The organism is Photorhabdus sp. P32, from assembly GCF_038085095.1.
GTDB lineage: Bacteria > Pseudomonadota > Gammaproteobacteria > Enterobacterales > Enterobacteriaceae > Photorhabdus > Photorhabdus luminescens.
The window spans coordinates 42,328-49,001 of the sequence record NZ_JAZGJN010000266.1; the positions used below are offsets into that span (position 1 = coordinate 42,328).

The 6,674-nt window shown below is 43.4% G+C and carries 8 protein-coding genes; 7 read left to right on the top strand and 1 reads right to left on the bottom strand.

Annotated features, from left to right (window positions below; genetic code table 11):
• The first annotated feature begins 103 nt into the window (after positions 1-103).
• Complete coding sequence (locus tag V2H77_RS12830; protein WP_341499102.1) at positions 104-667, top strand: YqgE/AlgH family protein; 564 nt, start codon at positions 104-106, stop codon at positions 665-667.
• A complete protein-coding gene (gene ruvX, locus V2H77_RS12835; protein WP_341499103.1) occupies positions 668-1,087 on the top strand; it encodes a Holliday junction resolvase RuvX in 420 nt (139 codons plus the stop codon).
• A 208-nt stretch (positions 1,088-1,295) separates the two neighbouring features.
• On the opposite strand, the gene V2H77_RS12840 is transcribed toward ruvX, so the two are convergent.
• Complete coding sequence (locus tag V2H77_RS12840) at positions 1,296-2,333, bottom strand: type IV pilus twitching motility protein PilT (RefSeq protein ID WP_341499104.1); 1,038 nt, start codon at positions 2,331-2,333, stop codon at positions 1,296-1,298.
• A gap of 22 nt (positions 2,334-2,355) precedes the next feature.
• Here V2H77_RS12840 and V2H77_RS12845 point away from each other — a divergent pair, with 22 nt between their 5' ends.
• From V2H77_RS12845 to hemW, 5 genes are read left to right on the top strand one after another with little or no spacing between them, the layout of a single operon-like run.
• On the top strand, positions 2,356-3,051 hold the full coding sequence (locus V2H77_RS12845; RefSeq protein WP_341499105.1) for a YggS family pyridoxal phosphate-dependent enzyme: 696 nt from the start codon (positions 2,356-2,358) through the stop codon (positions 3,049-3,051).
• 25 nt (positions 3,052-3,076) lie between these two features.
• Entirely contained in the window at positions 3,077-3,898 is an 822-nt protein-coding gene (gene proC, locus V2H77_RS12850; RefSeq protein WP_341499106.1) for a pyrroline-5-carboxylate reductase, read from the top strand.
• A gap of 18 nt (positions 3,899-3,916) precedes the next feature.
• Positions 3,917-4,465, top strand: coding sequence for a YggT family protein (locus V2H77_RS12855; protein ID WP_341499107.1), 549 nt, complete (start codon positions 3,917-3,919; stop codon positions 4,463-4,465).
• 26 nt (positions 4,466-4,491) lie between these two features.
• A complete protein-coding gene (locus V2H77_RS12860; protein WP_341499108.1) occupies positions 4,492-5,085 on the top strand; it encodes an XTP/dITP diphosphatase in 594 nt (197 codons plus the stop codon).
• Positions 5,078-6,208 (top strand): radical SAM family heme chaperone HemW, encoded by a 1,131-nt coding sequence (hemW, locus tag V2H77_RS12865; RefSeq protein WP_341499109.1) that lies wholly within the window; start codon positions 5,078-5,080, stop codon positions 6,206-6,208. The genes V2H77_RS12860 and hemW overlap by 8 nt, the downstream gene beginning before the upstream one ends.
• Positions 6,209-6,674 lie beyond the last annotated feature (466 nt).

A 6,674-nucleotide genomic window follows, 5' to 3' on the forward strand; every position in this document is an offset into this window, starting at 1 on the left:
TCTTTTTGCGAATTTGCCTGTCAGGGTTTGTCATTTATACTTTTAGCCCACATACTGTGGGCTAAATAATCCTTACACAGCAAGGTTAATTACTAGAAACAAAATGAATCTACAGCACCATTTTCTTATCGCCATGCCCTCATTATCTGATCCCTATTTCAAACGCTCAGTTGTTTACATTTGTGAACATAATGAAAATGGGGCAATGGGATTGGTGATAAATAAACCTATTGAGCAAATCTCCGTTCGGAAAGTTTTACAAAAGCTGAAAATATCACCAGAAGATCGGGATGAAAGTATCAATCTAAACAAACCTGTCATGACTGGCGGCCCACTGGCTGAAGATCATGGTTTTATATTACACACTCCCAGACCCGGTTTTAGTTCAAGTATTAAAATTTCCGATGACACAATGATCACCACATCCAAAGATGTCCTTGAAACCTTGGGTACACCACGCCAACCAAAACAGATATTGGTCACATTGGGGTATGCCAGTTGGGAAAAAGGCCAACTTGAAAAAGAGATAATGGAGAATAGCTGGCTAACAGCAAACGCTGATCCACATATTATTTTCAACTCACCCATTGCGGACCGTTGGCATGAAGCCGCATCTTTGCTCGGTATCAATATCTACAATATTGCGCCACAAGCAGGACATGCGTAGATGAGTAACCGTACAATAATGGCTTTCGATTTTGGCACCCGCAGCATCGGCGCAGCCATCGGACAAGAAATCACGGGTACCGCCAGAGCATTAACCTCGTTTAAAGCCACAGAGGGTATCCCCAATTGGCAACAAATCGAAAAATTACTTAAAGAGTGGCAACCCGATCTGGTTATCGTTGGTCTTCCCCTCAATATGGATGGCACTGAGCAATTAGTCACAGTACAAGCACGTAAATTTGCAAACCGGCTGCATGGCCGGTTTGGCGTACAAGTTCAACTCCAAGATGAACGCCTGACAACTGTTGAAGCCCGCGCTCATCTGTTCGACCGAGGTGGTTATAAAGCCTTAAGTAAAGGAAAAGTAGATGCTACTTCCGCTGTTATTATTCTGGAAAGCTGGTTTGAACAGCGCTATTAATAACGTAATAGCTAATATACCCAATAGATTTCAAGATGCATCGCGACGGCAAGGGAGCGAATCCCCGGGAGCATAGATAACTATGTGACCGGGGTGAGTGAGTGCAGCCAACAAAGAGGCAACTTGAAAGATGACGGGTATAGTGTAATTACGATCAACTTACAGTAACAGCAATCAATTAACAGCAACCGTAAACTACAATTCGCGATTAACTGATAGCATTTTCTTTAATCTTCCTTTCCGTTTGCTCTGCCAGTAATCCCTGCAATTTACGCTGCTGCCAGCCCTGCTCATAGGTTTGCATCCCACTGGCAGTACCGGTCTGCATAAGCGTTGTTATTTGATAATTTTTTCCTTCTCGTATCAGATGACTCACAGCCTGATTAACCACCAATACTTCATATACAGCGACTCGCCCACCTCCCTGGGCAGAGACTAATTGCTGCGCTATCACGGCTTTCAAACTGCCTGCTAACTGACTACGTACCCATCCTTTTTCTTCAGCAGAGAAAATATCTACCAACCGGTCAATTGCTTGTACAGCGCCTCTGGTATGCAATGTCGACAATACCAGATGCCCAGTCTCTGCCGCAGTTAACGCCAAGCGTATTGTCTCCTTATCCCGCAACTCCCCCAACAGCAATACATCAGGATCTTGCCGGAGAGCCCCTTTTAACGCGGCCTGATAACTGGGTGAATCCAATCCAATTTGTCGCTGTTGTATCAGACAATTGCGGCTATGGTGGATAAATTCCACGGGATCTTCCAATGTAATAATGTGCTGACAACTGTGGCTGTTCAACATATCCACAATGGCCGTTAACGTTGTCGACTTCCCGCTGCCTGTAGCGCCGGTTACCAAGATCAACCCACTTTCTTCCCGCAAAGCCATTTCACGGATAATTTCAGGCGCTTTTAGCTGTTCCAGAGTTGAACACTGAGAGTGAATTAAACGCAAAACGGCTGACAACCCGGAGTGCTGACGAAAGATATTGCCTCTCAATCGCTGGCCATTTTCTGTTTCCAGCGCAAAATCCACATGTCCACCCGTTAATAGCTGTTGTCGCTGACTTTCTGATAAAAACTGTCTACTCCACTCTTCCAACAATAGATTATTTACCGCTGGCAGTTGAGTTTGCGGACAAAGCCCTCCATTTATACGTAATACAGGAACTTGTCCAATACAAAGATGCAGATCTGAAGCATTATGCTTTACACTAAGGGCCACTAGCTTATCCATATTCATTTTTTTAATCTCCTGAGTCACCATGAACAATATTGAACAAAATTTACAAGATGTCAGGACCCATATAGCCATTGCCGCACAGAAATGCGAACGTGCTCCAGAAGAAATTACCTTGCTTGCAGTCAGTAAAACCAAACCTGTGGAAGATATCGAAAAAGCAATCGCTGCCGGGCAACGCCAATTTGGTGAAAATTATGTGCAGGAAAGTGTGGAAAAAATTACTTATTTTGCAAATCGTAACGATTTGATATGGCACTTTATCGGTCCGTTACAGTCTAATAAAAGCCGGTTGGTAGCAGAAAATTTTAACTGGTGCCACACCGTTGACCGCTTCAAAATAGCACAACGCCTGAGCGAACAACGCCCGAAAGGAATGGAACCGCTGAATATTCTTATTCAAATAAATATCAGTGATGAACAGAGCAAATCAGGTATTCGACTTGATGAACTATCAACGCTGGCTGCCGAAGTGAACAAACTGCCGAATGTAAAGCTCCGGGGTTTAATGGCAATCCCGGCGCCAGAACCTGACTATGAACGTCAATTGGCGGTTTTCAGGAGAATGGAGCAAGCCTTCCTTAACCTGAAAACTAAATATTCTCAAATAGATACCCTCTCAATGGGGATGACTGATGATATGGCTGCTGCTATTAATTGCGGTTCCACATTAGTACGAATTGGAACAGCCATTTTCGGTGCACGCCAGTATCACAATTAACCATTTCAACGCTACGAGGTATTTAATGGAAAAACGTAAAATTACCTTTATTGGTGCAGGTAATATGGCTCACGCCATCATCGCCGGATTAGTAAAAGGAGGGTACCCTGCCGAGCTAATTCATGTCTGCTCGCCAAGTAATGCTCGTCGTGATGCACTAACAAAAGAGTATGGCGTTAACAGCAGCAGTGACAATATTCGCTACGCACAAGAAGCCGACGTTATCGTTCTGGCGGTAAAACCGCAAGTGATGGCAGAAGTTTGTCAGCCGCTGAAAGAAAACGTAGATTTCAATAACAAACTGGTTCTGTCTATCGCCTCAGGTATTTCCGTTGCCCGCTTTGATGCTTTATTACAAGACAAACTCAATATTGTTCGTATCATGCCAAACACGCCGGCTCTAATTGGTCAGGGGTTGAGTGGATTATTCGCATCTGAACAAGTCAGCCAGTCTGACCGTGATTTCACCCAAGCATTAATGAACAGTGTCGGTAAAACCTACTGGGTAAAAGATGAAAACGGCATCAATGACATTATCGCCGTAGCAGGCAGTGCGCCCGCTTATTTCTTCCTATTTATGGAATCAATGCAACAGGAAGCGGAACGTTTAGGTTTCGATAGCCAAACAGCCCGTGAAATTGTTTTGCAAACGGCAATAGGTTCTGCGGCACTGGCCGCATCAAATGTAGATCTCCCTTTTGCAATCCTGCGTGAACAGGTAACATCTAAAGGCGGTACTACTGCGGAAGCACTACGTATCTTTTATGAAGGCAAACTGCCGGAAACCGTATCCAACGCTATGCAAGCGGCTATTCGCCGGGCACAGGAAATGGAAAAACAATTTTAATTTTATCAAGGCCGCTAAATGCAATTTTTAACCTTTATTCTGTCCACAGTTCTGGATTTATACATCGCTGTTTTATTACTTCGTGTATGGATGCAATGGGCTCGTTGTGATTTTTATAACCCATTTGCCCAATTTATTGTGAAGATGACGCAACCGATCATTCGACCATTACGCCGAGTTATACCCGCTATTGGTTCGCTCGATACCGCTTCCATTGTTGTCGCTTACGTTCTGGTATTGTTTAAATTTATCATGCAACCTTTGTTCAATACCGGTGAGGTTGTTTTCCACACACTTTTCCTTCCTATCGGATTAATCGAATTGCTGACAGCAGCAGGTAAACTGGTATTTTGGTTAGTGCTGGCACGTGCTTTACTAAGTTGGATAAGCCAGGGGCGCAATCCGATTGACTATGTTCTGATGCAACTGACAGAACCGTTGATGGCGCCTATCCGCCGTATTATCCCAACAATGGGCGGCCTTGATTTTTCAGCCATGATCGTCATTTTGATCCTCTACGCACTGAACTATCTTCGCGCTGATGTTCTTTCATGGCTGATACAGTAAATAAGAATTAAATTGGATTCAAAATAATGCAAACAGTCGTTCTGGCAACCGGCAACCCCGGAAAAGTTCGTGAACTGGCACAATTACTGGCTGATTTTGGTCTGGATATTGTCGCTCAAACTGAATTAGGCGTAGACTCAGCCGAAGAAACCGGTCTGACATTTATTGAAAATGCCATTCTTAAAGCCCGTCACGCCGCGCAAATTACCGGCCTACCGGCGATTGCGGATGACTCTGGTCTATCCGTAGACATCCTTGGCGGCGCTCCAGGCATCTATTCAGCGCGCTATGCAGGTGAAAACAGCACCGATCAGCAAAATCTAGAAAAATTGCTAGATACGATGAAAGATGTTCCTGATGATCAACGTCAAGCTCAGTTTAACTGTGTGCTGGTTTATATGCGCCACGCGGAAGATCCAACACCACTGGTATTTCATGGCCGCTGGCCGGGGATTATCGCACGTAAACCTGCCGGTAATGGCGGGTTCGGTTATGATCCCATCTTTTACATACCAGAATTAGGTTGTACCGCGGCTGAATTAACTGGTGAACAAAAAAATGCCGTTTCGCACCGTGGTCAGGCACTAAAGATGATGTTGGATACACTAAGTAATGCTTAAGCTCCCACCACTGAGTCTTTACATCCATATTCCGTGGTGTGTACAAAAGTGCCCTTACTGTGATTTCAACTCTCATGCTTTGAAAGGCGACGTTCCGCACCAGGAGTATGTTGACCATTTATTGGCAGATCTGAACACAGATCTGCCAATGGTCAATGAACGGGAAGTTACCACTATCTTTATTGGTGGTGGAACCCCTAGCTTGCTTAGCTCACAGGCAATGCAACAATTGCTGGATGGCGTCCGTGCTCTCCTACCGGTATCGCCGCAAGCTGAAATTACTATGGAAGCCAATCCGGGTACTGTGGAAGCCGACCGCTTTAGTGGTTATCAGCAAGCGGGTATTAACCGAATATCCATTGGCGTGCAAAGTTTCAGCCCGGATAAACTAGCACGCCTTGGCCGTATTCACGGGCCGGATGAAGCCAAACGGGCAGCGCATTTAGCCGCTAGTCTGGGGCTACGCAGTTTTAATCTGGATTTGATGCATGGTTTGCCGAACCAAAGCCTTGATGAGGCGCTGGATGATTTACATCAGGCAATCGCGTTATCACCACCGCATCTTTCATGGTATCAGTTGACTATTGAACCTAATACCCGCTTTGGCTCTCGCCCTCCGGTTCTGCCCGACGATGATGCTTTATGGGATATCTTTTCACAAGGTCACCAATTGCTGACAGCAGCAGGTTATCAGCAATACGAAACTTCTGCTTATGCCAAACCAAGCTATCAATGCCAGCATAATCTTAACTACTGGCGTTTTGGGGATTACCTTGGTATTGGCTGTGGCGCTCATGGAAAAATCACATTTGAAGATGGCCGTATTCTGCGTACAGTGAAAACCAAACACCCCCGCGGATATATGCAAGGGCGCTATCTGGATAAACAGAATCAAGTAGAAAATGAAGATCGGCCATTTGAATTTTTTATGAACCGATTCCGTTTACTGGAAATGATGCCCAAACAAGATTTCAGTGATTTCACCGGGTTATCTGAGGCTTCAATCCGTGTTCAAATTGAACAAGCCTTAGCAGCAGGCTATCTCTCTGAAACAGCAACACACTGGCAAATTACGCAAAAAGGTAAACTGTTCCTAAATTCATTATTGGAACTATTTCTCTAGCACAAGAATTGCTTTCGGAAAATTCAGTTTCACAAAGATCATCTCGTGCATAAACTTATATACCGCCATTGGTTTTGAGTTTATTTATAATACATTACCCCTTACTGAACTTCAGTAGGGGTTCCTCATTAGATGTTAGCGACTGACTGTCCAGTGCCGGATTCCTGCCCATTTCGGAGGACTGATTATCCACCTCAAATTTAAGTAATATATAAATTACAAATTAATCAAGGCACTAATATTGAAATAATAATTCACAATTTAATTTTTAATAATAAAAATCAATGTGTAGAAAAACAAATTAAAAAATATAATATAAAAATAATAATATAAATATTTATGAATCTTACCTATAAATATATTTACTCATATAGATAATAATTAATATCGATCATCAATAAGCGAATTAATTAAAATTTAATAAAAAAACATTCCACATAATATTAATTTTTAATATATGTGAATT